This window comes from Streptomyces sp. NPDC026246, from assembly GCF_055567995.1.
Genome location: NZ_JBVHPJ010000001.1, coordinates 603,343 through 627,030 on the forward strand (window position 1 = coordinate 603,343; position 23,688 = coordinate 627,030).

Sequence of the window (23,688 nt, forward strand, 5' to 3'; positions counted from 1 at the left end):
CGGCCTCAGTCCAGGAGCCGCTCGCGCAGCCGCTCCCGGGTCTCGGGGGTGAGCCCCAGGCCCTGCTCCAGATAGGCGTCGGTCCCGCCCCAGGTCTCCTCGATCGTGTCGAAGGCGGCCGTCAGGTATTCGGCGCGTGCGTCGAACAGGGGGCTGAGCAGCTCCATGACCTCGGGGGAGTAGGCCGAGGCGTGCGAGCTGCTGCGGTGGACCTTGTAGCGGCGGTGCTTGGCGTTCGACTTCAGGTAGTCGTCGACGATCGCCTCCCGCTCGACCCCCACCGCCAGCAGCGTCACCGCCACCGACAGCCCCGCGCGGTCCTTGCCGGCCGCGCAGTGCATCAGCGCCGGGACGCTGTCCTGCGCCAGCGCGTGCAGCACCCGGGAGTGCTCGCCGGTGCGGTCCGTGATGATCGAGCGGTACGAGGCGATCATCCGGGCCGCGCCCTTGCCGTCGGCGAGGATCTCGCGCAGCTGGTCCAGATCGCCGTCGCGGACCATCTTCCAGAACTCGGCGCCGTCGGCCGGGTCGCTCAGGGGCAGGTTCACGTTGCGCACGCCCGGCAGCGTGACGTCCGGCCCCTCCAGCTTCTGGTCGGCCGCGTTGCGGAAGTCGAAGATCGTGTGCAGGCCCAGGCCGGCCAGGAAGGCGGCGTCCTCCCCGGTCGCGTGCGCGAGGTGGCCGCTGCGGAACAGCACGCCCCGGCGCACCCGCCGTCCGTCCACGGTCGGCAGTCCGCCGACATCGCGGAAGTTGCGCACTCCGGTCAGCTCGGGCTCGGTCGACGGGACCTGCTGTGTCACGAGGGCTCCTCCCCATCGGTGCCGCCGCCGCGACTCGCCGGCGGGCACCACCCGACGATACGACATGCCTGCCTGGGGCAATGAGTTGTCCACAGGCGTCACCGACCGTCCGCGGCGATGTCCGGCAGGGAAGGCGTCTCTCGTCCGCGTTGGGGGGAAGTAGCCGTTCTGTCCGAATGAGGCGCTTAGGTCGCTTCGCCACAACCTGCCCCGGTCGGCGCGGAGATGGGGAGAGGGGGCGTGACCATCGTCATATCCGTGACGATGCGTTGTCGCCATGTGCACGTAATTCAGGCGATTATCCGGGACATTGGGAAAGGCGAAAGATCGTGGATCCACGCTCGGTGACGGTGGAGAACCCGTGTGCCTCTGTGAAAACACCGTCACGCGCAACCACAAGCTTGTCCGTTCGCGTCCCGGTCGCTTACGTTCCACACCGATCCGGACGGACGCCTAATCCTGCCGCCGCCCGGTGCCCGCACCCACTGACCCGACGCACGGCAGGAGCGGGGGACCCACAGGTACGACGCCTGTTCCGGTTCCCGGAACGGCTTGGGGTTGAGTCGCGCCACGGCGCGGCCGGGCATCTCCAGCCCGCACCCGACAGCTCACCTCGCAGGCGACGGAGAGGAATTCGCCATGCCCGCGAAGGGTAAGCACCGCCGTCCCAAGACCCAGCGTTTCACCCGTTCCATCGCCGTCGCCGGCACCGGCGGCGCGGCTCTCGCGCTGCCGCTGATGGGAGCCGCCGGCGCCCACGCCGCCACCCCGCAGACGGCTCCGGACAAGGCGGTCCAGTCCGCTCCGGCCGCGGAGAAGAAGGCCGCCGAGAAGACCGCCGGCGCCCGCACGTACACCGTGAAGGCCGGCGACTACCTCGCGAGGATCGCCGACGACCAGCACGTCAGCGGTGGCTGGAAGAAGCTGTACGCGGACAACCGTGACGCCGTCGGCGACGACCCGTCGCTGATCCACCCGGGCCTGAAGCTCTCGATCGGCAAGAAGGCCGCCGCGAGCCAGGCGCCGTCGCAGCCCGCGCCCAGGGCCTCCGCGGAGAAGCCCGCGAAGAAGTCCGCCGCCGAGTCCTCCGCGGACACCTCCGCCAAGGCCGGCACCGCCGCGAAGCCGGCCGCCGCCGCGCCCGCCGCCCAGAGCAACGCCAGTGGCTTCTCGCTGCCGGTGGACGGAGCATCCGTCGGCACGCCCTACCGCATGTCCGGCAGCATGTGGTCCAGCGGCTACCACACCGGTGTCGACTTCGTCGTCCCGACCGGCACCTCCCTGAAGGCCGTCGGCGCGGGCACGGTCGTCTCCGCCGGCTGGGGCGGCGCGTACGGCAACCAGGTCGTCATCAAGCTCAGCGACGGCAACTACGCCCAGTACGCCCACCTGTCGCAGCTGTCCGTCTCGGCCGGCCAGACCGTGACCGCCGGGCAGCAGATAGGCCTGTCGGGCGCGACCGGCAACGTCACCGGACCGCACCTGCACTTCGAGATCCGCACCACGCCCGACTACGGCTCGGACGTGGACCCGGTCGCCTACCTGCGCTCGCACGGCGTCTCCGTCGGCTGACCGACCGCACCCCCGCCTGCCTGACACGCCGCCGAAGGCCGGACCCCGTTCCCGGGGTCCGGCCTTCGGTGTGTGGTGAGTACGCCCCAACGCCCGCTTCCACATGCCTATTCCGGAGTTGACCAAGCCTTTGGGAGTGGCCTTTCTCACCGCCCGTCAAGCCCTGCCTACGGTCGCGTAGGTCACATTCGAGGGTGAATCATGAACGGTTGTGGCAGACGATTCGAAGAGTGACAGCAAAGCAGTGATCGGGTCGTACGTGGCGCTGGGGGACAGCTTCACCGAGGGCGTCGGCGACCCCGGCCCCGACGGGGCGTTCGTCGGCTGGGCCGACCGGTTCGCCGTCCTGCTCGCCGACCTGCGGCCCGAGGGCGACTTCCGGTACGCCAACCTCGCCGTGCGCGGAAAGCTCCTCGACCAGATCGTGGCGGACCAGGTGCCGCGGGCCGTCGAACTGGCCCCGGACCTCGTCTCGTTCTGCGCCGGGGGCAACGACATCATCCGGCCCGGCACCGACCCCGACGAGGTGGCCGAGCGCTTCGAGCGGGCGCTGCTGCGACTCACCGCCGCGGCCGGCACGGTGCTGGTGACGACCGGGTTCGACACCCGGGGCGTGCCCGTGCTCAAGCACCTGCGTGGCAAGATCGCCACCTACAACGGACACGTCCGGGCCATCGCCGACCGGTACGGCTGCCCGGTGCTCGACCTGTGGTCCCTGCGCAGTGTCCAGGACCGCCGGGCCTGGGACGCCGACCGGCTGCACCTGTCTCCCGAGGGCCACACACGCGTGGCGCTCCGCGCGGGCCAGGTGATGGGGCTCGACGTGCCCGCCGACCCCGAGCAGGTCTGGCCGCCGCTGCCGCCGCGCGGGGCGTTCGACGTACGGCGCGACAACGTCCAGTGGGCGCGCGAGTTCCTCGTGCCGTGGATCGGGCGCCGGCTGCGCGGCCAGTCCTCCGGCGACCACGTGACGGCCAAGGGAGCCCTGTCCCCGGACGACATCCGGATGCGGATCGCTCCCGTGGCGTGAGGCCCGCCCCCGGACGGGCCGGACCGCTAACGTGCGGCTGACGCGGCTGACGCGGCTGACGCGGCCGACGCGGCCGGCTCCAGGCCCAGTTCGCGGGCCAGGGCCTCGTCCGCCCACTGCTGGGCGCGGGCCCGGGGGACCGACCCGGGGTACGACGTCAGCTGGACGGCGAGGCCGTCGAGGAGAGCGGTGAGGCGGAAGGCGGCCCCCTGGGGGTCGCGGCAGGGGAACTCGCCGGCCGCCACGCCCTCCGCGATGACCTCGGCCAGGGCGGCCTTCCACTGCCGGTCGAGTTCCTCGGTGACCTCCCGCAACGCCGGCTCGCGCAACGCGGCCGCCCAGCCCTCGATCCACAGGCGCCAGCCCTTGGCCTGGCCGGTCGGCGCGTACCACCGCACGGCCGACCGCAGCCGGCGCAGAGCCGGAGACCGGCGGCCGAGCAGCCTGCGCAGGTGCGCGAGGTCGGCCTCGGCCGCGTGCCGGAACGCGGCGGCCACCAGCTGCTCCTTCGAGGAGAAGTGGTAGAGCACCAGCGCGTTGCTCACCCCGAGGGCCGAGGCCACGTCGGCGATCCTGACCGCCGCCACGCCCCGCGCCTCGATCTGCTCGATGGCGGCCCGCAACAGCTCCCCGCGCCGCTCCGCGACGCTCAACCGGACTCTCGTCACACCGTCACCCTATCCACGCGTGCACGGCCCCCGGCGTACGGATCCGGCCGGTCCCGCACCGTCAGCGGTACCAGCCGAACCGGCGCGCCAGCTCCGGCAGCCGGTCCGCCGCGAGCGCGTGTGCGGCGGACCGGGGCGTGGTCCCGTCGGCCTGCGCACGCCTCAGCGTCCGCTCCACCAGGTCGCGCATCGCACGGCGGGTGTGCGCGAACGCCTCCTCGGCGTCGGCGCCGACGTCCCCGAAAAGCGTCCACCACCACCAGGCGTTCGTCCCGGAGTTGACCACGACGTCCGGCAGCACGGTCACGCCACGCGCGGCCAGCAGGGGCTCCGCCTCCGCCATGACGGGCATGTTGGCCGCCTCCACGACCCAGCGGGCGGTAACCCGTGCCTGGTTCTCCGCGTCGATCGCGTACGACACGGCCGCCGGCACCAGCACCTCCGCGTCGGCCGACAGCCAGGCGTCGCCGGGCAGTTCGAGGTCGCCGGGGCGCAACACCGCGCGGTCGACCGTGCCATGGGCGTCGCGGGCGGCCAGGAGCGCCTCGACGTCCAGCCCCGCCGGGTTGGCGATCGTGCCCTTCAGGTCGGCGACGGCCACGACCGACAGACCCGCGCGGGAGAGGAACCGGGCCGTGGCCCCGCCCATGGTGCCCAGCCCCTGCAGCGCCACCCGGGTCCCCACGTACGGCACCGCGGCCCGGTCCAGTGCGGTCAGCGCCGCCTCCGCCACACCACAGCCGCCCACCAGCTCGTCGAGCCCGATGCCGTCCACCTCGAGGGCGAAGGCGTCCGCCAGCCGGCGCCGTGCCTCCGCCTCGTCGTCCAGCAGCGGGTACACCGCCTGGATCGAGGAGACCAGCCCCGCCTCGGCGGCGGCCCGGTCCACCACGTCCTGACCGAGCCCGAGGTCCTCGCCCGTCGTCCAGAAGCTCTCGATGTACGGGCGCATCGCCCGCAGGTACCGCACCAGGAGCGGGTACGCCTCCGGGTCCCGCGGGTCGCAGTCGATGCCGCCCTTGGCGCCGCCGAGCGGGACGTAGCGGCCCGCCGGGTCGTAGTGCAGGGCCTCCTTCAGCGTCATCCCGCGGGCCAGACCCGTCACCTCGTCCAGGGTGCAGCCGGGCCGCATCCGCAGGCCGCCGCTGGCGACACCGCGCACCAGCCGGTCGACGACCAGGAAGCCCTGCCGGCCGGTGAGGTGATCGGTCCAGGTGAGGGACATCCAAGGGCTGGCCATACGGGCTCCTTCGCCGCCGGGCTACTGAATCACCGGTCAGTATCCTCCCTCGCGGGGCACCTGTGCACGGGTGGGGCCGGAGGGGCCGACCATAATGGAAAGCCTGACCGACTCCACCTGGAGGTACCGTGGCCGGTTTCCGTACCCTGAGCTCCGGGCTCCGCGCGCTGCGCCCCGGGGCGTTCGGCGCGGACCCGAGCGGCGAGCGCATGGCGCGCATCCGCCGATCGCCCCATTACGCGGACGGGGTCTTCCAGAACCCCGGCGGCCCCGCGCGGACCCGGCCCTCGGGCTCCACCCTGGAGTTCGCGAAGGTCTTCTTCGACAAGGAGACCCGGCCGCGGCGCACCCCGCAGGGCGCCGTGCCCGTGCACTCCACCACACTCGCGGACATCGCCCGGCCCCCGGCCACCGGCCTGCGGCTGACCTGGGCGGGGCACTCCAGTGTTCTCGCGGAGATCGACGGCCGGCGGGTCCTGTTCGACCCGGTGTGGGGCGAGCGCTGTTCTCCGTTCCCCTTCGCCGGACCCAAGCGGCTGCACCCCGTCCCGCTGCCGCTCGCCGCGCTGGGCCCGGTCGACGTGGTGGTCATCTCGCACGACCACTACGACCACCTCGACATGCCCACCATCAAGGCGCTGGCCGGCACGGACACGCTGTTCGCGGTCCCGCTCGGGGTCGGCGCCCACCTGGAGCACTGGGGTGTGGCGGCCGGCCGGCTGCGCGAGCTGGACTGGCACGAGTCGACCGAGGTGGGCGGACTCACCCTGACCGCCACCCCGGCCCGGCACTTCTGCGGCCGCGGACTGCGCAACACCCAGCACACCCTGTGGGCCTCCTGGGTCGTGCAGGGCGAGAAGCACCGGATCTACCACAGCGGGGACACCGGCTACTTCGACGGCTTCAAGGAGATCGGTGCCGCGCACGGCCCGTTCGACGCCACCATGATCCAGATCGGTGCCTACTCCGACTTCTGGCCCGACATCCACATGACCCCCGAGGAGGGCATGCGCGCCCACCTCGACCTCCAGGGCGGGCCGGACCACGGCCTGATGCTGCCGATCCACTGGGCGACCTTCAACCTGGCCACGCACCCGTGGGCGGAGCCGGGTGAGGGGACGCTGCGGGCCGCCCGCGCCGTGGGGGCCCGGATCGCCCTGCCCCACCCGGGTGAGCCGTTCGAGCCCACGGCCGAGTCCGTCCCCTCGGAGCCGTGGTGGCGCGGGGTGGCGCTCGCTCCGTCGGGCCGCCGTCCGGCGGCCGTCGAGGCCGTCACCGACACCACGATCAAGACGGTGTCCGACCGGGCAGCCATGGCCCAGGCCGATACGGTGAGTGACGGTGACCGGAAGGCGAGCGCGGGCTCCGAGGACGCCGAGTCGCTCCCGGCGGGCTGAGCCGGGACCTGCGCACGGCGGACGGCGAGGGCCGGGGAGCGGATGGCTCCCCAGCCCTCGCCGTCTTCGCGTGACCGGCCCTGACCAGCTCTGATCGAACGGCTGCCCTTCCTGACCAACTTCCTGAGGGGGTTATCGGTCTGTCGTACGAGCCCTCATACCAGAGCGGGACGCTCTCCGTATGAGTTTGTCAACTGCCCACCGCACATGATGCGCTGACGACTACTGTCAGTGGCCGTCGGGAAACGGACGGATCAAGGAGCGGGGGCCGGCACGTGCAGGCGCAAGGCGGACGAGGGAGTCGACGCGGCGGGGACCCCCGCTGCCCGCGCACCACCGACGCCGGCGCCGCCGCGGGCTCCGGCTCGGGGCCCCGCGCGACCCCGGACCGGGACGCCGCCGGACGGCCGCGGAGCGATGCCGCCGACACCCGCGGCGCACGACAGCGGTCACGCGAAGCCGAACGCACCACCCCGAGCGCCCCGGCGCGGCAGCGGCCACGCGAACCCCGGCGCACCAGCGCGAGCGCCCCTGGTACCGAATCCCGGCGCACCAGCGCGAGCGCCCCTGACACCGACGCCCGACGGACCACCGCGAGCGCCCTTGGCACTGACGCCCGACGGACCAGCACGAGGACACCGATGTCACACCACCGGCCACCGGCCGCACGCGCAGACCGCCGTGAGGGTGGGCGGCACGGGCGGCCGGCCTCCCGCCCCGCACCCGCGCTGCCCGAGACCCACATACGGTCCCAGTTGCTGCGCATCGCCGTACTGCCGCCGGTCGCCGTCGCCCTCAGCGGCTGCGCGGCCGTCCTCTTCACCGTCCGCTCCACCGGCGCGCGCCCCGGGCTCACCCTGTGGGCCGTGCTCGCCGGCGCGCTGTCGGTGACCTTCGTCGGCATCGTGGTGGCCGCGGTGGCCGCCGGCCGCGCCGCCCGGTCCGTGCACGACCGCGTCGGTGTCCTGCGCCGCGCCACCGCACGTCGCGAGGCCGACCTGCGGGCCCTGGTGGACTCACTGCGCCGCGGGGACGGACCGCCGCAGGCCGGGGCGCGCAGCCACGGCGGCGGCCCCGGCGAGGACGCCGACGACCTCGACCTCCTCACCGCCGATCTGACCCGGGCCCACGACAGCGCGGTCACCGCGGTCGTCCAAGCCTCGCAGCTCTCCAGCCAGGCGGGCAGCGAGCAGAAGCTCGAGGTGTTCGTGAACCTCGCCCGGCGGCTGCAGTCGCTGGTCCACCGCGAGATCTCCATCCTCGACGAGCTGGAGAACGAGATGGAGGACCCCGACCTGCTCAAGGGGCTCTTCCACGTCGATCACCTCGCCACCCGCATCCGCCGTCACGCCGAGAACCTCGCGGTGCTCGGCGGGGCCGTCTCGCGGCGGCAGTGGAGCAACCCGGTCGACATGACCGAGGTGCTGCGGTCGGCCATCGCCGAGGTCGAGCAGTACTCCCGCGTCAAACTCGTCCCGCCGATCGACGGACAGTTGCGCGGGCACGCCGTCGCCGACGTCATCCACCTGCTGGCCGAACTCGTCGAGAACGCCACGGTCTTCTCCGCCCCCCACACGCAGGTCCTGCTCCGTGCCAACCTCGTCACCTCCGGGCTCGCCGTCGAGGTCGAGGACCGCGGCCTCGGCATGCCCGTCGAGGAGCAGACGCGGATGAACGCGCTGCTCGCCGACCCGGACCAGGTGAACGTCGCACGCCTCCTCGCGGACGGACGCATCGGCCTGTTCGTGGTCTCGCAACTCGCCCGGCGGCACGGCATCACCGTCCGCCTGCAGTCCAACATCTACGGCGGCGTCCAGGCCGTGCTCGTGGTACCGCAGGCGCTGCTCGGGGCGGCGGCCGGGGCGCCGGCGGTCGGTGCGGAGCCGCAGGGCGGGGCGGTGACGGGCGCGGTGGCGACGGGCGGGCAGCCCTCCCCGCTCCCGCAGCTGCCACAGGCCGGGCAGGCCGGGCAGGCAGGGCAGGCCGGGCAGTTCAGGCAGGTCGGCCGGAGCGGGCGAAGCGGGGACAGCGGGCAGCGGGAGGGGCACGGGGCGGACGGCCGGCCCGTGGCATCCTCTCCGGTCCAGACAGGTGCCGGCGCTGGTGCCGGGGCGGCCAGCGGTGCCGACGCCGCCCCCGACAGAGGCGGCCGGTCGGCCGGTTCGCCCGCAGGCACCCCTGCACCCCTGCCCGTACGGGGCGCCCGCCGCGAGCGGCCCACCCCGGCCGAGGCGGCACCCGGTATCAGCCCGGAGGCCCGGCCCGTGCTGGCCGCGCACGGGTCCGCACCCCCCGTCCCCCGCGGCGGCGCCGTGCGCGGCACCATGGGCAAGCCCCAACTGCCGCGCCGCCGCGCCCAGGAGCACATCGCACCGCAGTTGCGCGACGGTCCGGTGCCGCGGCAGGACCCCGAGTGCCTCGTGGGCCACGACCCGGGCCTGATGGCCGCGTTCCAGCGCGGCATCAGCCTCGCCGAGTCCCAACAGAGCCTGGAGGCAGGGGACATGATGTGGGGGGACACGGCGCCGGCCCACATGGAGTCCGCGCACACGGCCCCGGCCCACAGCGCCCCGGCGCACATGGACCCGCCGCATACAGCCCCGCCCCACACAGCCCCGGCGCACATGGACCCGCCGCATACAGCCCCGGCCGACATGGACCCGGCGCACATGGCTGCGACGCACAGGGACTCGGCACCCGGGGACTCCGCGCTCAGAGGGCTCAGTCCTCTGCGGCCGGTGCGTCCCCAGCCGCTCCCCAGCGAGGTGTCCCCGGCCGCCCCGGCCCCCGGGCCGCGGCCCGACCGCACGACCCGCACGACCACCGACCGGCAGGACGGGAGCGCCCCCGCCGGATGACCACCCCCCTTCCCACCCCCACCCCCAGCGCTCCCGCAGACCTTCGCACCCCAAGGAGTCGATCCACCATGGCGAGCGACGCGCCGACCGCCCATGTATCCGACCTCGACTGGCTGATGAGCGGCCTCGTGCAGCGCGTACCGCACACGAGCGCCGCGGTGCTGCTGTCCTGCGACGGGCTCGTGAAATCCGTCCACGGCCTGGACCCGGACAGCGCCGACCACATGGCGGCCCTGGCCTCCGGCCTGTACTCGCTGGGCCGCAGCGCCGGGGTCCGCTTCGGCGACGGCGGCGACGTCCGGCAGGTCGTCGTCGAACTGGCCTCGACCCTGCTGTTCGTGACCACCGCCGGCTCCGGCACCTGCCTCGCCGTGCTCGCCGGCCGCGAGGCCGACGCGGCCGTGCTCGGCTACGAGATGGCCATGCTGGTCAAGAGCGTCCGCCCCTACCTGGTGACCGCGCCCCGGCAGCAGTCCGTCGAATCCCCGGCGATGAGGCCTTGAGCGTGACGGCGGCCGGTGACGGGCCCTGGCTCGACGACGCGGCCGGGCGCCTGGTGCGCCCGTTCACGGTCAGCAACGGCCGGACCCGTCCCACCGTCGCGCTCGACCTCGTGTCCCAGGTGATGGCCACCGGGGCGACCCCCCTCGGCTACCTCGGCCCCGAGCACACCCAGGCGCTGGAACGCTGCCGGGTGCCCGTCGCGGTCGCCGAGGTGGCCGCCCACCTGAAACTGCCGGTGGCCGTCACCAAGGTGCTGCTGGCCGACCTCGTCGACTGCGGGGCGTTGACGACCAAGCCCCCCGCGTTCCACCACAACCCGACGGACCGGGCTCTTCTGGAGGCAGTGCTCGATGGACTACGACGACAGCTCTGACTACGCCGGCGGACCCGGCCACGGCGCCGACCCCTTCCCCACCGCGCTGAAGATCCTGGTGGCGGGCGGGTTCGGCGTGGGCAAGACCACCTTCGTCGGCGCGGTCAGCGAGATCGCGCCGCTCAGCACCGAGGAGCTGCTCACCACCGTCAGCGCCACCACCGACAACCTCGACGGCATCGAGAACAAGCTCGAGACGACCGTGGCGATGGACTTCGGCCGCATCACGCTCGACGCGGAGCACGTGCTGTACCTGTTCGGCACCCCGGGCCAGGAGCGCTTCTGGTTCATGTGGGACGAGTTGTGCGAGGGCGCGCTCGGCGCGGTGATCCTCGCCGACACCCGCCGCCTCCAGGAGTGCTTCGCCGCCGTCGACTTCTTCGAACAGCGCGGGCTCGGCTTCATCGTCGCCGTCAACGAGTTCGACGGCGCCCACCGCTACGACCCCGAGGAGGTCCGGGGCGCCCTCGACCTGCCCGCGGACATCCCGGTCGTCCGCTGCGACGCCCGGATCTCCAGCTCCGGGGTGCAGACCCTGCTGACCCTGGTGCGCCACCTCATCGCCCACACACCCGCCCCCACCACGGGGTACAGCGCCCACATGTGACCGTCCGACACTGCCACGGAGTGCCTCTATGACGCCTGCCCACAGCCCCGGAGCACGCCCATGACCTACGACCCGCCGCGCCCGGCCGGTCGTCTCCTGCTCACACCCGAGGACAAGGAGGCCCCCGCCCGCGCTCGCCGACTGCGCGGGATGGGCCTGGGGGACCACCCCGAACCCGCCCTCGACGCGTTCGCCCAGCGCCTCGCCGACGCCACGGGGGCGCCGTACGCCATGGTCAACTTCCCCGGCGAGCACGGGCAGTTCTACGCGGGCCTGTACGTCCCGGCCGTCCCGCCGGCCGTGCGGAGCGACGGCACCGGTCCGCGCCTGGGCCGTGTGCTGCCCCGTGACCACGGCTTCTGCCCCCATGTGGTGGCCCGCCGCAAAGCGCTGGCCCTGGAGGACGTCCGCGACTACCCGCGCTTCGCCGGCAACCCGGTGGTCGACGAGTTCGGCATCCGCTCCTACCTCGGGGCGCCGCTCCTGGACGGCTCCGGCGTGGTGCTGGGCACCGTCAGCGTCGCCGACGTCCGGCCGCGGCCGTGGGGCAGACCCGGCCTGACGGCGATCAAGGAACACGCCGCGCTGCTCTCCGCCGAGCTGGAGCGCCGCGAGGGGCTGCCGCCCCACTGAGCCCGCCGGCACCCGCCGCCCCGCGGCGTGAAGCAAAGCTGCGGCGGCGCTTAAGAAATCCTCGATGGACCGGGTGCGCCGTCGTACGGCAGATTGCTGTGCGATCCCACTCCTCTCCCGGCCCAGGGGTTCCTTCGGCATGCCCGGAGCCGGGACTCACCCCCTGGAGCCGTAGCGGTGAAGGCGCTGGTCAAACAGAAGGCGGAGCCCGGCCTGTGGCTGGCGGACGTACCCGAGCCGGTCATCGGCCCCGGGGACGTCCTGATCAAGGTGCTGCGCACCGGTATCTGCGGCACCGACCTGCACATCCGTGCCTGGGACGGCTGGGCCCAGCAGGCCATCAGCACCCCGCTCGTGGTCGGGCACGAGTTCGTCGGCGAGGTCGTCGAGACCGGCCGCGACGTCACCGACGTCTCCGTCGGCGACCGGGTCAGCGGCGAGGGCCACCTGGTGTGCGGCAAGTGCCGCAACTGCCTGGCGGGCCGCCGCCACCTGTGCCGGGCCACCGTGGGACTGGGCGTCGGCCGGGACGGCGCGTTCGCCGAGTACGTGGCCCTGCCCGCCGGGAACGTCTGGGTGCACCGGGTGCCCGTCGACCTCGACGTGGCCGCCATCTTCGACCCCTTCGGCAACGCCGTGCACACCGCGCTGTCCTTCCCGCTCGTCGGCGAGGACGTCCTGGTCACCGGCGCGGGCCCGATCGGCCTGATGGCCGCCGCCGTGGCCAGGCACGCCGGCGCCCGCAACGTCGTGATCACCGACGTCAGCGAGGAGCGGCTGGAACTCGCCCGCAAGATCGGCGTCAGCCTCGCGCTCAACGTCTCCGGGGCCACCATCGCCGACGGGCAGCGCACGCTCGGCCTGCGCGAGGGCTTCGACATCGGCCTGGAGATGTCCGGCCGCCCCGAGGCGATGCGCGACATGATCGCCAACATGACGCACGGCGGCCGGATCGCGATGCTGGGCCTGCCCGCCCAGGAGTTCCCCGTCGACTGGGCCCGCGTCGTCACCTCGATGATCACCATCAAGGGCATCTACGGCCGCGAGATGTTCGAGACCTGGTACGCCATGTCCGTCCTGCTCGAAGCCGGCCTGGACCTCGCGCCCGTCATCACCGGCCGCTACAGCCACCGCGACTACGAAGCGGCGTTCGAGGACGCGGCGAGCGGCCGCGGCGGCAAGGTCATCCTCGACTGGACCGCGTAACCCCCCTCCTCCGCGAGCACCTTAGGAGCTTCCCCGATGTTCGACTCCGTGCGCGACGACCTGCGCGCCACCCTCGACGAGATCCGTGCCGCCGGACTGCACAAGCCCGAGCGCGTCATCGGCACCCCGCAGTCCGCCACCGTGCACGTCACCGCGGGCGGCCGTCCCGGCGAGGTCCTCAACTTCTGCGCCAACAACTACCTCGGTCTGGCCGACCACCCCGAGGTCGTCGCCGCCGCCCACGAGGCCCTGGACCGCTGGGGCTACGGCATGGCCTCCGTCCGCTTCATCTGCGGCACGCAGGAGGTCCACAAGGAGCTGGAGGCGAGGCTGTCGGCGTTCCTCGGCCAGGAGGACACGATCCTGTACTCCTCCTGCTTCGACGCCAACGGCGGTGTCTTCGAGACGCTGCTCGGCCCGGAGGACGCGGTCATCTCCGACGCGCTGAACCACGCGTCGATCATCGACGGCATCCGGCTGTCCAAGGCCCGTCGCCTGCGCTACGCCAACCGCGACCTGGCCGAACTGGAGGCCCGCCTGAAAGAGGCCTCCGACGCGCGCCGCCGCCTGATCGTCACCGACGGCGTCTTCTCCATGGACGGCTACGTCGCCCCGCTGCGCGAGATCTGCGACCTGGCCGACCGCTACGACGCGATGGTCATGGTCGACGACTCCCACGCGGTCGGCTTCGTCGGCCCCGGCGGCCGCGGCACGCCCGAGCTGCACGGCGTCATGGACCGCGTCGACATCATCACCGGCACCCTCGGCAAGGCCCTCGGCGGCGCCTCCGGCGGCTATGTCGCCGCCCGCGCCGAGATCGTCGCCCTGCTGCGCCAGCGCTCGCGGCCGTACCTGTTCTCCAACACCCTCGCCCCGGTGATCGCGGCCGCCTCCCTGAAGGTGCTGGACCTGCTGGAGTCCGCGGACGACCTGCGCGTCCGGCTGGCGGAGAACACGGCCCTCTTCCGCGGCCGGATGACCGAGGAGGGCTTCGACGTCCTGCCCGGCGACCACGCCATCGCACCGGTGATGATCGGCGACGCGGCGGTCGCCGGACGCATGGCGGAACTGCTGCTGGAGCGCGGCGTGTACGTGATCGGCTTCTCGTACCCGGTCGTGCCGCAGGGCCAGGCCCGGATCCGCGTCCAGCTGTCGGCGGCGCACTCCACCGACGACGTGAACCGCGCCGTGGACGCCTTCGTGGCGGCCCGGGCGAAGCTGGAGGCCGAAAACAGCCGGTGACCTGAGAGAATCGGTCGCATGATCGAGGCGCGGCGGCTCCACATCCTCCGTGCGGTGGCCGACCACCGCACCGTGACGGCGGCTGCCGCCGCGTTGTACCTCACGCCCTCGGCCGTGTCCCAGCAGCTCGCCGCGCTGGAGCAGGAGACCGGCCACCGGCTGGTCGAACGCGGCGCCAAGGGCGTACGGCTCACCCCGGCCGGCGAGATCCTGCTCAGCCACACCAACGTGGTCCTCGCCCAGCTGGAGCGGGCCGAGGCCGAACTCGCCGCCTACGGCTCGGGCGAGGCGGGGACGGTCACCGTCGCCGCCTTCGCCACCGGCATCGCCCTGGTCGTGGCGCCCGCGGTGGCCCGGCTCGCGGAGTCGGCGCCGGGCATCCGCATCCGCGTCCAGGACGCGGAGGGCGACGCCAGCCTGCCCATGGTGCTGGACCGGCAGGTGGACGTGGCCGTGGCCGTCGAGTACCGGGGCGCCCCGCCCGCCGACGACCCGCGCCTGACGCACGTACCGCTGTACGCGGAGCCCTTCGACGCGGTCGTGCCGGTCAGCCACCGGCTCGCCGGGGCGGCGGAGGTGCCTCTCGCCGACCTGGGCAAGGACCCCTGGATCGGCCCCTACCCGGGCAACCCCTGCCATGACGTGGTGGTTCTGGCCTGCGAGAACGCCGGATTCCAGCCTCGTATGGAGCACTCCTCGGACGACTTCCGCGCGGTCGTCGCGCTCGCCTCGGCCGACGTGGGGGTGGCTCTCGTGCCGCGCTCGGCGCTGCGCGGCATGGACCTCACCGGGGTGGTCGTCCGTCCCGTCGACGGCACCGCCCCGACCCGCCGGGTCTTCGCCGCCGTACGCCGCGGAGCCGAGGAGCACCCGCTGATCCGCCCGGTGCTGGACGCGCTGAGCGCGGCGGCCCAGGCGCAGCCGCTGCCGGTGTGAGAACTCCGTAACCCGGTTGTCTCACTTCAGGGATAGCGTCCCGGATATGAGAAGCGACGGCGAAGCGGACCCCGTGGATGTGCGGCTGGGCGCGCGTCTGGCCGAGCTGAGGGCCGCACACGGCTGGTCCCTGGGTGAACTGGCCGAGCGCAGCGGCGTGAGCCGCTCCACCCTGTCCCGGGCCGAGCGCGCCGAGACCAGCCCCACGGCCGCCCTGCTCAACCGGCTGTGCGCCGTCTACGGGCGGACCATGTCGCAGCTGCTCAGCGAGGTCGAGGCCGAACCCGCACCCGTGGTCCGGGCCGGGTCCCAGCCTCTCTGGCAGGACCGGGCCTCCGGCTTCGTCCGGCGGTCCGTCTCGCCCCCGCACGCGGCACTGCGCGGCGAACTCGTCGAGGGCCGTCTCGCCGCCGGCGCCGACCTCGCCTACGACCGTCCGCCCGTGGCGGGGCTGGAGCAGCACATCTGGGTCCTGGACGGCACCCTGGACGTCACCGCGGAGGGCACCGAGCACCACCTGGCCACCGGTGACTGCCTGCGGATGCGGGTGTGGGGGCCGACCAGGTTCCGGTGCGGCGCCCCCGGCGGGGTGCGCTACCTGCTGGCGGTGGTGCGGCCGTGAGGCGTCTGGACGCGGCCGGGGTGCGCCGGCACGCCGGAGGGCTGGCGGACCTGCTGGCGGACACCGTGCGCGGCGGAGCGTCGATCGGGTTCCTCGCCCCGCTCGGCCACGCCGAGGCCCTCGCCTGGTGGGGCGAGCGGGCCGCCGACGTGGCGTCGGGCCGGCTCGCCGTCTGGGCGGCGCAGGACGGCGGCCGGGTGCTCGGCACCGTGAGCCTCGCCTTCGCCGCCAAGCCCAACAGCCGCCACCGGGCCGAACTCGTGAAGCTGATGGTGCACCGCGAGGCGCGCGGACAAGGGCTGGGGCGCGGGCTCCTGGCCACCGCTGAGACCGCGGCCGTCGCCGCCGGAGTCACGCTCCTGCACCTGGACACCGAGACCGGCAGCCCCGCCGAGCACCTGTACCGCTCCGCGGGCTGGACCCCGGCCGGCACCGTCCCCGACTACGCGGCGGACCCCGAGGGCGTGCTGCGGCCGACGACGATCTACTACAAGCGGCTCACGCCCCCAGCTCCCACCAGCTGATTGTCAGTGCGAGCCGCTACGGTGCCTGCCATGCCGGATGCCGAAGACGTACGACGGATCGCCCTGTCCCTGCCGGACACGACGGAGAAGGTCGCCTGGAACATGCCCACGTTCCGGGTCGCGGGCAAGATGTTCGCCACCCTGCCCGAGGAGGAGACCTCGATCGCCGTGCGCTGCCCCAAGGAGGAGCGGGACGAGCTGGTGCTCGCCGAGCCGGACAAGTTCTGGATCGCCGACCACGAGTCCCAGTTCGCCTGGGTGCGCGCCCGGCTCGACGCGCTGGAGGGTGAGGAGGAACTGCGGGACATCCTGGCCGACTCCTGGCGCCAGGCCGCCCCCACCCGGCTGCTGGAGGCCCACCCCCGGCTCGGTCTCCCGGCGGGAGGATGACCGCCCGGGGGCGCCAGGCAGGGCTCCACCAGGACCACGTCCGTCCCGGCCGCCTCCGTGGCCCGGCGCTGGGCGGCCGCGTCGAAGGGGCGGACGGTGGTCGCGTACAGGACGGTGACGTCGAGGCACGCCATCGGCCCGTGTCGCGTCCGTCATGTCCTCGAGCGGGCAACCTCAAGCAAAGTCGAGGTCAAGCGACGGGGGGCGTCGAAAACGGGTGCGCGATCACCGGCGCGAGTGCGGTATGGTTTCCCTGCGCGTTCGGCCGGGGGAAACCCCAGGTCAGACGGGCAACGGGACGTGGCGCAGCTTGGTAGCGCACTTGACTGGGGGTCAAGGGGTCGCAGGTTCAAATCCTGTCGTCCCGACAGAATCGACCAGCGGGTCAGCCGGCATCGGCTGACCCGCTGGTCGTCGTGCGGGGGCCGCCGGAAGACCGCGGCGGCCGCACGCGAGGTCAGATCACGCAGCCCGCGTGGGACAGCGCCTGCTTCAGCAGCACCCCGTGGCCGCCCGGCATCTCGCTCTGCACCGCCGGCGACAGGGCCTCCTGCGGGCTGAACCACACCAGGTCCAGCGCGTCCTGCCGGGGCCGGCAGTCGCCCGTCACCGGCACGATGTACGCGAGGGACACCGCGTGCTGACGCGGGTCGTGGTACGGCGTGACGCCGTGCGTCGGGAAGTACTCCGCGACCGTGAACGGCTGGAGCGAGGCCGGAACGCGGGGCAGGGCGACCGGACCGAGGTCCTTCTCCAGGTGCCGCAGCAGCGCGTCGCGGACTCGCTCGTGGTGCAGCACGCGCCCGGACACCAGCGTCCGGCTGACCGTTCCGTCGGGCCCTATGCGCAGCAGCAGGCCGACACTGGTCACTTCGCCGCTGTCGTCGACACGCACGGGCACGGCCTCGACGTACAGGATCGGCATGCGGGCGCGCGCCATCTCCAGCTCGTCGGAGGACAGCCAGCCGGGCGTGGTTTCGGTCATGTCAGACATCGCTTGATCATACTTTCAGCCGTTCGGACTTCCTGGGTAGCAGCTCCCAGAGAACTGTGACCGTCCACACGCCCGTTCAATCGTCCTTCGGCTGTCGGCGGATCCGCCGGCCGCGTGGCGGCCCGCCACGGGCGTCAGGGTTTCACGGCCACCGCGCCGTACTGCGGCACCAGGACGGCCGTGCCGGGGTCGGCCCGCCACTGGCCGCACGACACCAGTCCCGGCTCCAGCAGTTCCAGGCCCTCGAAGAACGCGGCGATGTCCGAGCCGCTGCGCGCGGTGATCGGCGGGGTGGCGTTCTCGTTCCAGAACGTCATCGCCGGGATCTGGCCGGCGCCGCCGAGCTCGTCGTCGAACGTCGGGTGGGTCAGGACCAGGAAACTGCCGGAGGGCACGGCGGCCATCACGCGGCGCACGATCTCGCGGGCCTTGTCGACGTCCAGGACGAAGTTGAGGATCCCCAGCATCATCACGGCGACGGGTCGCGTGAAGTCGAGGGTGTCCGCCGCCCGTTCGACGATGGCCTGCGGGTCGTGCACATCGGCGTCGATGTACGCGGTGACGCCCTCCTGCGTGCCGGTGAGCAGCGTCCGGGCGTGCACCAGCACGATCGGGTCGTTGTCGACGTAGACGATGCGGGAGTCCGGCGCGATCCGCTGGGCGATCTCATGGGTGTTGTCCGCGGTCGGCAGGCCCGTGCCGATGTCGAGGTACTGCCGTACCCCGCCCTCACCGGCCAGGAACGACACGGCGCGGCCCAGGAAGTCCCGGTCCGCCCGGGCGATGTCCCGGATGATCGGGAACATGCCGGCGACGTGCTCGCCGACCTGCTGGTCGACCTCGTAGTTGTCCTTGCCGCCGATCCAGTAGTTCCACACGCGCGCGTTGTGCGCCACACCGGTGTTCAGCCGCGCCGATCCTCCCGAAGGGGTGTGGCCATCACTCACGACTCGTCCTCTCCTCGCACGAACGACCGATCGGTCATGGCCGCCATTGTGCCGCTCCGATGATCACGGTGTCCCGCGAATCGGCACGACGGAGGGAGGGAGGGGCCGGCGCGGGGCTAGTCCGTGGGGCTCGCGGCGGGAGACTTGCCGGCCAGGACGTCCTCGAGGCGCTGGGTGCCCTGCTCGACGGCCTGCTTGGTGGAGTCGTTCTCGTCCCCGTCGAGACCGCCCGCGGTGACGGTGATCGCGTCGTCGCCCACGCGTACGGCGGCGACGTCCAGGGTGAGGGTGGCGGGCTCGCCCCCGCTGTCGCCCTGCACGGTCACGCGCAGGCCCTCCCGGGCGTCGCCGACGTCGGGCAGGGAGGTCTCGACGACCTGGACGGTGCGCTTGTCGCCGCCGTCGGTGACGGTGAACTGGTCGCACTTGTCCGGCAGGGTCGACATCCACGTCAGGGAGTCCTGCGGGTCGGTGCGGTCGTAGGAGGCGACCTGGTACAGCAGGCGGGAGTCGCCCTGTGTGAAGCCGCGCAGGGCGGAGGCGCCCGAGGGCCGGCCGAGCAGGTCGTCGTCGAAGAGGGAGTCCATCAGGCGCTGGCAGTCGGCTGCCTGGTTCTCGCCGCTGATGAAGTCGTTGACGTCGACCTTGCCGATGAGCAGGTTGTCGTGCCAGTTCTCCGCCTCGGTGTCCTTGACCTGGGTCCAGTCGTCCTCGATGTCCGCCTCGGTGATCAGCGCGGTCCGGGCGCCCTCGGTGCTGAGCGTGGCGCTGGGGGAGGGGGAGGGGGTCTGCCGCTCCCCGGCGACCTGCGACGCCCGGACCCCCGTGACACGTGTGCCGCCGTCCGTCTCCCCGCCGTCCGAGCAGGCGGCGGTGCCCAGCAGTGTGCCTGCCGTCAGGGTGGTGGCGAGGGTGCGGACGAGCCGGGACGATCGACGGGTCATGGGAAGTGCCTCCTGGGGACGTGGCGCGTGTCCCCAGCGCACCACCGGCACCGGCGGCCCACCACCGGCGCCGGACCGTTCGGGTGAGCGGGACGGCCGGGCCCTCGCCGCGGCGGCCGCCCGCGTCGGGAGCGGACCGGGAACTGCCCGTGCGCAAGGGGTGCTTCGAGGGGGTGCTTCGGGGGGAGTGCTTCGAGGCGGGGGCGGACGGTCAGTCGCCGAGGGCGTCCGCGGCCACGTCCTTGCCGACCGCCGCGCGGACCAGCGCGGCGGCCAGGACGTCCGGGCCGGTGTTCCCGGCCAGGGCGACGAGGCGCTCGGACTCCCGCGGCAGGCCCAGCCGTTCGGCACCCTGGAGTGCCTTGGCGTCCAGGAAGGGGGCGAGTTCCGGCCAGACGCCCTGTGCCTCACGCAGGAAGATGTCCGCCCCGGCCGGTCCCATGCCGGGGAACTCCTGCAGCAGGCGGCGCAGTTCGGCGACCTCGCCGTCCGCCTCCCGGCGCAGCTTCCGCAGGTCCCCGCCCCATCGGTCGGTCAACAGCCGGGCGGCGTCGCCGAGTTGGGTGGCGGTGCGCTCGTCGTAGCGCCGGTAGCCGCCCCGGCCGAGCGCGTCCACGCGCTGCTGCCAGGAGGCCGCGGCCATCCGCCGCGGGTCGCGCAGCCCCGCCTCGTGCAGGGCACGGGCGGTGGCCGACGCGACCGACGCGCGGATGCGGGCGCTGAGCAGGTGGGACAGCACCAGCAGCCGGTACAGCGGCTGGGGCGTGTCCCGCAGCCGGATCCCCGCCTCGTCGGCGTAGGTCCGGCCGTGGGCGTCGAGCAGCCTGCGCAGGACGCGCTCCTGCCGCTCCACGGCTCACACCTTCAACGGGTCGTGGCCGAGCGTCATCAGCCGGTGGCGGCGGGTGTCGCCGTCCGTGGCCTCGGGCTCGGGCTCGTTCTCCGGATCGGTCTGCTCGTCGACCGTGTCGACGACCTTCCACATGACGCGCAGGTCGTCCTCGGTCAGGTCCGTGCGCCGCTTCTGCAGGATCGCCAGGACGTGCTGCCCGGTGCCGGTGCCCGCCTGGTCGGGCAGCGGTTCGGTGTCCTCGCCGGCGTCCCGGACCCGCAGCCAGGCGGCGAGTTCCTGCGAGGTCATGTTGACCGCGCGGTGGAAGTCCTCCCACAGCGCGTCGAGTTCGAGGGCGTCGGTCATCGTCTGCCCCTTCCGTGCCTGCGTCGGTGCCCTGTGCGCGCCCGGGCGGGCTCAGCTCTCGCCCGGGACGTTCTCCGCGACGAACATCCAGCGCTGCTTCTCCAGTTCCGCGGTGACGGCGATGAGCAGGTCCTGGGTGACCGGGTCCGCCTTCTCGGTCGTGTCGATGCGCTCGCGCAGCCGGGTGACGGCGTCCTGCAGCGCGTCGACCATGACCTGCACGGCGTCCGCGTCGCGCACCCAGCCCTCCTGCGGGGCGGGCAGCGTGAACGCCTTCGCGACCGTCTCCGGGCGGCCGTCCGGCGGCACGCCGAGGGCGGCGGAGCGTTCGGCCACCGTGTCGGCGAAGTTCCGCGTGGCCGCGACCAGTTCGTCGAGCTGGAGGTGGACGGACCGGAACCGCGGTCCGACGATGTTCCAGTGCGCCTGCTTCCCGGTCAGTGACAGACCGAGCAGATCCACCAGGGTGTCCTGGAGGGCTTCGCAGGAGACCCGTCGGGCCTCGTCGGGCAGGGTGCTCCTGACAGCGCTCATGGGGTGCTTCTCCTTCTCACGTCGTTCGCGTCGGGCTCGTGCTCGTCGTCCGGAGCAGTGCGTCCCGCCTCTGGAGGGCGGGTCCGGCGGTGCCCACGGGGAAGAACGACTCGGGGTCCTCGTCCGCGCAGGCGGCGCTCGGCAACCACTCCACGGACGCGCGGGTGCCCCGGGCACACCGGTGCAAACTCGGATACGGAAGGCCGGGTACCGGGAGAGCGGCCTGCGAATACCGCCGCGTCGACGCCCCTTCACCCCCGAATCCTTCACAGGGGGTCACCGAGGAGCTATAGTCCGAAACTAGCGGTGCTAATTAACCGGCGGTGTGAGGAGTCCTCCCGTGCGTCCCGTCCACTTCGCGGCCGCCCGCCGCACCCCCATCGGCAAGCTGCGCGGCTCCCTGTCCGCGGTCCGGCCCGACGACCTCGCCGCGAGCGTCGTGCGGGCCCTGGTCGCCGACGTCCCCGCGCTGGACCCGGCCCGGATCGACGACGTCTACTGGGGCGCGGCCAACCAGGCCGGCGAGGACAACCGCAACGTCGCCCGCATGGCCGTCCTGCTCGCCGGCCTGCCCGAGTCGGTGCCCGGCGCCACCGTCAACCGCCTGTGCGCCTCCGGTCTGGAGGCCGTGACCACGGCCGCCCGCACCATCGCCGCCGGCGAGGCCGACATCGTCGTGGCGGGCGGCTCCGAGTCGATGAGCCGCGCCCCCTTCGTGCTGCCCCGCCCCGACGAGGCCCTGCCGCACCGCATGGAGACCGCCGACACCCGCCTCGGCTGGCGCCTGGTCAACCCCGCGATGCGCGACCTGCACGGCCTGCTCGCCATGGGTGAGACGGCCGAGGAGGTCGCCACCCGGTACGGCATCACCCGTGAACGCCAGGACGACTTCGCCCTGCGCAGCCACCGGCTGGCCGCCCTGGCCCGCAAGAACGGCCACTTCGACGACGAACTGCTCCCCGTGGAACGGCCCGACGGGGTGGTCGTCGACGCCGACGAGAGCGTGCGCGAGGACACCTCTCCGGAGAAGCTGGCCCGGCTGAAGCCGGTCTTCCGCGAGGGCGGCACGGTCACCGCGGGCAACGCCTCGCCCATGAACGACGGCGCCGCCGGCCTCCTCCTGGTCAGCGAGGAGGCCCTGAACGATCTGGGCCTGGAGTCCCTGGGCCGCTACGTCGCCGGCGCCTCCGCCGGGGTCCACCCCGACGTGATGGGCATCGGGCCGGTCCCCGCCACCCGCAAGGTGCTCGCCCGCGCGGGCTGGGACATCGGCGACCTGCAGGAGGCCGAGTTCAACGAGGCCTTCGCCGCCCAGGCCCTGGCCTGCGTCGACCAGCTCGGCATCGACCCGGGGCTGGTCAACCCCAGCGGCGGCGCGATCGCCCTCGGCCACCCCCTGGGCTGCTCGGGCGCCCGCATCCTGACGACCCTGCTGCACCGGATGCGGCGCACCGGCGCGGAGCGGGGGCTGGCGACGATGTGCGTCGGCGTGGGGCAGGGCAGCGCGGTCCTGGTCGAGCGCCACTGACCGCGCCGTTGGTCGCGCCACTGGCCGTGCCGCTGGTCGCGCCGCGACGGCCCGGCCGGCGGGTTCGTCAGACGAGACGGCTCTGACCCCCTCGACTCCGTGCACATAGCATCGGTGTTCGCATGAACACCATGACGCTCTGGCACCTCACCGGCTGGGAGTTCGCCGCCCTCGCCTTCGCGGCCCTGCTCGTCGGTTTCTCCAAGACCGCCGTCAGCGGGGCCAACACGGTCAGCCTCGCGATCTTCGCCGCCGTGCTGCCCGCCCGCGCCTCCACCGGGGTGCTGCTGCCGGTCCTGATCGCCGGGGACCTCCTCGCCGTCGCCACCTACCGGCGGCACGCGCACTGGCCCACGCTGTGGCGGCTGTTCCCCGCGGTCGCGGCGGGTGTCATCGTCGGCACCGTCTTCCTGGTGTGGGCGGACGACGCGGTGGTACGGACCTCCATCGGCGCGATCCTGCTGCTGATGGCGGCCGTGACCCTCTGGCGCCGGCGCACCGCCGAGGCCGGGGCGGAGCCGGAGCCGGTCACCACCCGGGCCGGTCGCCTGAAGGCCCGCTCCTACGGGGTCATGGGCGGCTTCACCACCATGGTCGCCAACGCGGGCGGCCCGGTGATGTCGCTGTACCTGCTGTCCGCCGGCTTCCGCAAGCTCGGCTTCCTCGGCACCTCCGCGTTCTTCTTCCTCATCGTCAACGTCTCCAAGCTGCCCTTCAGCGCCGGCCTCGGCCTGATCGACGGCCGCTCCCTGCTCCTGGACCTGGCACTCGTGCTGTTCGTCGTGCCGGGCGCGCTGCTGGGCACGTGGGCGGTGCACCGGATCGACCAGCGGCTGTTCGAGAAACTGGTCATCGCGGCGACGGTGGTGGGCGGCCTGCAGCTGCTGCTGCGCTGACGCCGCGGGCGGCCCCGCCGCCCGCCGCCGCACGGCGGGACC

General features: G+C 73.3%; 25 protein-coding genes, 1 tRNA gene, 1 pseudogene and 1 riboswitch. Of the genes and pseudogenes, 17 read left to right on the top strand and 10 right to left on the bottom strand.

All coding sequences use genetic code 11. From position 1 onward, the window contains the following. Nucleotides 1-5: 5 nt before the first annotated feature. Nucleotides 6-803 carry a tyrosine-protein phosphatase gene (locus tag ACZ4M5_RS02605; RefSeq protein WP_467732282.1) on the bottom strand — a complete coding sequence of 266 codons (798 nt, stop codon included), beginning with the start codon at nucleotides 801-803 and terminating at the stop codon, nucleotides 6-8. Between the two features lie 480 nt (nucleotides 804-1,283). Then, a riboswitch (cyclic di-AMP (ydaO/yuaA leader) is annotated at nucleotides 1,284-1,438 on the top strand. A 4-nt stretch (nucleotides 1,439-1,442) separates the two neighbouring features. Between ACZ4M5_RS02605 and ACZ4M5_RS02610 the strand changes: the two genes are divergently transcribed. Then, nucleotides 1,443-2,375: a M23 family metallopeptidase gene (locus ACZ4M5_RS02610; RefSeq protein ID WP_467732284.1), complete on the top strand. Its 933-nt coding sequence runs from the start codon at nucleotides 1,443-1,445 to the stop codon at nucleotides 2,373-2,375. Nucleotides 2,376-2,619: 244 nt separating this feature from the next. Further along, a complete protein-coding gene (locus ACZ4M5_RS02615; RefSeq protein ID WP_467732838.1) occupies nucleotides 2,620-3,405 on the top strand; it encodes an SGNH/GDSL hydrolase family protein in 786 nt (261 codons plus the stop codon). A gap of 26 nt (nucleotides 3,406-3,431) precedes the next feature. Here the strand turns inward: ACZ4M5_RS02615 and ACZ4M5_RS02620 are convergent, their stop codons facing one another. Both ACZ4M5_RS02620 and ACZ4M5_RS02625 read right to left on the bottom strand, forming a co-directional pair. Then, entirely contained in the window at nucleotides 3,432-4,073 is a 642-nt protein-coding gene (locus ACZ4M5_RS02620; RefSeq protein WP_467732286.1) for a TetR/AcrR family transcriptional regulator, read from the bottom strand. A 61-nt stretch (nucleotides 4,074-4,134) separates the two neighbouring features. Then, on the bottom strand, nucleotides 4,135-5,313 hold the full coding sequence (locus ACZ4M5_RS02625; protein ID WP_467732288.1) for a glutamate dehydrogenase: 1,179 nt from the start codon (nucleotides 5,311-5,313) through the stop codon (nucleotides 4,135-4,137). Nucleotides 5,314-5,441: 128 nt separating this feature from the next. Here ACZ4M5_RS02625 and ACZ4M5_RS02630 point away from each other — a divergent pair, with 128 nt between their 5' ends. The 12 genes from ACZ4M5_RS02630 (at nucleotide 5,442) to ACZ4M5_RS02685 (ending at nucleotide 16,605) form a co-directional block, all read left to right on the top strand. Then, nucleotides 5,442-6,710, top strand: a complete 1,269-nt coding sequence (locus ACZ4M5_RS02630) for an MBL fold metallo-hydrolase (RefSeq protein WP_467732290.1) — start codon at nucleotides 5,442-5,444, stop codon at nucleotides 6,708-6,710. A gap of 641 nt (nucleotides 6,711-7,351) precedes the next feature. Further along, nucleotides 7,352-9,568: a sensor histidine kinase gene (locus ACZ4M5_RS02635; RefSeq protein ID WP_467732292.1), complete on the top strand. Its 2,217-nt coding sequence runs from the start codon at nucleotides 7,352-7,354 to the stop codon at nucleotides 9,566-9,568. 68 nt (nucleotides 9,569-9,636) lie between these two features. Beyond that, on the top strand, nucleotides 9,637-10,071 hold the full coding sequence (locus ACZ4M5_RS02640) for a roadblock/LC7 domain-containing protein (protein WP_086564018.1): 435 nt from the start codon (nucleotides 9,637-9,639) through the stop codon (nucleotides 10,069-10,071). 2 nt (nucleotides 10,072-10,073) lie between these two features. Next, nucleotides 10,074-10,445: a DUF742 domain-containing protein gene (locus tag ACZ4M5_RS02645; RefSeq protein WP_333935161.1), complete on the top strand. Its 372-nt coding sequence runs from the start codon at nucleotides 10,074-10,076 to the stop codon at nucleotides 10,443-10,445. Beyond that, nucleotides 10,423-11,052, top strand: a complete 630-nt coding sequence (locus ACZ4M5_RS02650) for a GTP-binding protein (protein WP_398107805.1) — start codon at nucleotides 10,423-10,425, stop codon at nucleotides 11,050-11,052. The genes ACZ4M5_RS02645 and ACZ4M5_RS02650 overlap by 23 nt, the downstream gene beginning before the upstream one ends. Nucleotides 11,053-11,112: 60 nt before the next feature. Then, nucleotides 11,113-11,685 carry a GAF domain-containing protein gene (locus tag ACZ4M5_RS02655; RefSeq protein ID WP_467732295.1) on the top strand — a complete coding sequence of 191 codons (573 nt, stop codon included), beginning with the start codon at nucleotides 11,113-11,115 and terminating at the stop codon, nucleotides 11,683-11,685. A gap of 177 nt (nucleotides 11,686-11,862) precedes the next feature. Then, the gene (gene tdh, locus ACZ4M5_RS02660; RefSeq protein WP_467732297.1) at nucleotides 11,863-12,891 is read left to right on the top strand and encodes an L-threonine 3-dehydrogenase; all 1,029 of its coding nucleotides are present in this window, start codon (nucleotides 11,863-11,865) and stop codon (nucleotides 12,889-12,891) included. 36 nt (nucleotides 12,892-12,927) lie between these two features. Beyond that, nucleotides 12,928-14,133 (top strand): glycine C-acetyltransferase, encoded by a 1,206-nt coding sequence (locus ACZ4M5_RS02665; RefSeq protein WP_467732299.1) that lies wholly within the window; start codon nucleotides 12,928-12,930, stop codon nucleotides 14,131-14,133. Nucleotides 14,134-14,151: 18 nt separating this feature from the next. Continuing rightward, nucleotides 14,152-15,069, top strand: coding sequence for a LysR family transcriptional regulator (locus tag ACZ4M5_RS02670; protein ID WP_467732301.1), 918 nt, complete (start codon nucleotides 14,152-14,154; stop codon nucleotides 15,067-15,069). A gap of 46 nt (nucleotides 15,070-15,115) precedes the next feature. Further along, nucleotides 15,116-15,691 (top strand): helix-turn-helix domain-containing protein, encoded by a 576-nt coding sequence (locus ACZ4M5_RS02675; RefSeq protein ID WP_467732303.1) that lies wholly within the window; start codon nucleotides 15,116-15,118, stop codon nucleotides 15,689-15,691. Further along, on the top strand, nucleotides 15,688-16,215 hold the full coding sequence (locus ACZ4M5_RS02680; RefSeq protein WP_467732305.1) for a GNAT family N-acetyltransferase: 528 nt from the start codon (nucleotides 15,688-15,690) through the stop codon (nucleotides 16,213-16,215). Before ACZ4M5_RS02675 ends, ACZ4M5_RS02680 begins: the two co-directional genes overlap by 4 nt. Nucleotides 16,216-16,245: 30 nt before the next feature. Further along, nucleotides 16,246-16,605: an MmcQ/YjbR family DNA-binding protein gene (locus ACZ4M5_RS02685; RefSeq protein ID WP_369194818.1), complete on the top strand. Its 360-nt coding sequence runs from the start codon at nucleotides 16,246-16,248 to the stop codon at nucleotides 16,603-16,605. An 11-nt stretch (nucleotides 16,606-16,616) separates the two neighbouring features. Here ACZ4M5_RS02685 and ACZ4M5_RS02690 read toward each other — a convergent pair. Continuing rightward, nucleotides 16,617-16,730: pseudogene (locus tag ACZ4M5_RS02690) on the bottom strand (transketolase); the annotation flags it as partial. 169 nt (nucleotides 16,731-16,899) lie between these two features. On the opposite strand from ACZ4M5_RS02690, the gene ACZ4M5_RS02695 reads away from it, so the two are divergent. Next, nucleotides 16,900-16,973: transfer RNA gene (locus ACZ4M5_RS02695), tRNA-Pro, on the top strand. 89 nt (nucleotides 16,974-17,062) lie between these two features. Here the strand turns inward: ACZ4M5_RS02695 and ACZ4M5_RS02700 are convergent. The 6 genes from ACZ4M5_RS02700 to ACZ4M5_RS02725 all read right to left on the bottom strand — a co-directional run bounded on the left by ACZ4M5_RS02700 (nucleotide 17,063) and on the right by ACZ4M5_RS02725 (nucleotide 21,222). Next, the gene (locus ACZ4M5_RS02700; RefSeq protein WP_467732841.1) at nucleotides 17,063-17,590 is read right to left on the bottom strand and encodes an NUDIX hydrolase family protein; all 528 of its coding nucleotides are present in this window, start codon (nucleotides 17,588-17,590) and stop codon (nucleotides 17,063-17,065) included. A 143-nt stretch (nucleotides 17,591-17,733) separates the two neighbouring features. Further along, complete coding sequence (locus ACZ4M5_RS02705; RefSeq protein WP_467732307.1) at nucleotides 17,734-18,546, bottom strand: SAM-dependent methyltransferase; 813 nt, start codon at nucleotides 18,544-18,546, stop codon at nucleotides 17,734-17,736. A 116-nt stretch (nucleotides 18,547-18,662) separates the two neighbouring features. Then, complete coding sequence (locus tag ACZ4M5_RS02710; protein ID WP_467732309.1) at nucleotides 18,663-19,490, bottom strand: hypothetical protein; 828 nt, start codon at nucleotides 19,488-19,490, stop codon at nucleotides 18,663-18,665. 211 nt (nucleotides 19,491-19,701) lie between these two features. Continuing rightward, nucleotides 19,702-20,343 (bottom strand): HhH-GDP family DNA glycosylase, encoded by a 642-nt coding sequence (locus tag ACZ4M5_RS02715; protein WP_467732311.1) that lies wholly within the window; start codon nucleotides 20,341-20,343, stop codon nucleotides 19,702-19,704. Between the two features lie 3 nt (nucleotides 20,344-20,346). Then, nucleotides 20,347-20,688 carry a DUF3140 domain-containing protein gene (locus tag ACZ4M5_RS02720; RefSeq protein ID WP_467732313.1) on the bottom strand — a complete coding sequence of 114 codons (342 nt, stop codon included), beginning with the start codon at nucleotides 20,686-20,688 and terminating at the stop codon, nucleotides 20,347-20,349. Between the two features lie 51 nt (nucleotides 20,689-20,739). Continuing rightward, a complete protein-coding gene (locus ACZ4M5_RS02725; RefSeq protein ID WP_467732315.1) occupies nucleotides 20,740-21,222 on the bottom strand; it encodes a Dps family protein in 483 nt (160 codons plus the stop codon). A 340-nt stretch (nucleotides 21,223-21,562) separates the two neighbouring features. Here ACZ4M5_RS02725 and ACZ4M5_RS02730 point away from each other — a divergent pair, with 340 nt between their 5' ends. Beyond that, nucleotides 21,563-22,750, top strand: coding sequence for a thiolase family protein (locus ACZ4M5_RS02730; RefSeq protein ID WP_467732317.1), 1,188 nt, complete (start codon nucleotides 21,563-21,565; stop codon nucleotides 22,748-22,750). A 122-nt stretch (nucleotides 22,751-22,872) separates the two neighbouring features. Further along, nucleotides 22,873-23,646, top strand: coding sequence for a sulfite exporter TauE/SafE family protein (locus ACZ4M5_RS02735; RefSeq protein ID WP_467732319.1), 774 nt, complete (start codon nucleotides 22,873-22,875; stop codon nucleotides 23,644-23,646). Nucleotides 23,647-23,688 lie beyond the last annotated feature (42 nt).